The organism is Microvirga makkahensis (genome assembly GCF_009830105.1).
Taxonomy (GTDB): domain Bacteria; phylum Pseudomonadota; class Alphaproteobacteria; order Rhizobiales; family Beijerinckiaceae; genus Microvirga; species Microvirga makkahensis.
In genome coordinates this window covers 1-517 of record NZ_WURB01000093.1, presented here as the reverse complement: position 1 = coordinate 517, position 517 = coordinate 1, and the positions used below count along the sequence as shown (strand labels likewise).

The 517-nt window shown below is 65.2% G+C and carries 1 protein-coding gene; it reads right to left on the bottom strand.

Features of this window, described 5'->3' with window-relative positions; translation table 11 throughout:
* A partial coding sequence (locus GR328_RS26595; protein ID WP_160888641.1) for an aminotransferase class I/II-fold pyridoxal phosphate-dependent enzyme occupies positions 1–517 on the bottom strand: 517 nt, incomplete at both ends.

Sequence of the window (517 nt, the reverse complement as noted above, 5' to 3'; positions counted from 1 at the left end):
CCGTACATGCCCACTGCATGGACCTCGTCGAGATAGGTCATGGCGTTGTAGCGCTCGGCCAGGTCGCAGATCTGGCGGATGGGTGCCACATCGCCGTCCATGGAATAGACGCTCTCGAACACGATGAGCTTGGGCCGGTCGCCGGCCGCCTGGAGCAGCTCCTCCAGGTGGTCGAGGTCGTTGTGGCGGAAGATCGCCTTGTCGCAGCCGGATTGGCGCACGCCCTCGATCATGGAGTTGTGGTTGAGCGCGTCCGACAGGATCAGGCAGTTCGGGATGAGCTTGGCCAGCGTCGAGATGCCGGTCTGATTCGAGACATAGCCCGAAGTGAAGACCAGGGCGGCCTCCTTGCCGTGCAGATCCGCGAGCTCCGCCTCGAGCTCGACGATGGGATGGCTGTTGCCGGAGATGTTGCGCGTGCCGCCCGCGCCGGTGCCCAGCCGCCAGGCGGTCTCCACCATCGCGCGGGTCACGTCCCGGTTCTGGCCCATGCCGAGATAGTCGTTGGAGCACCAGA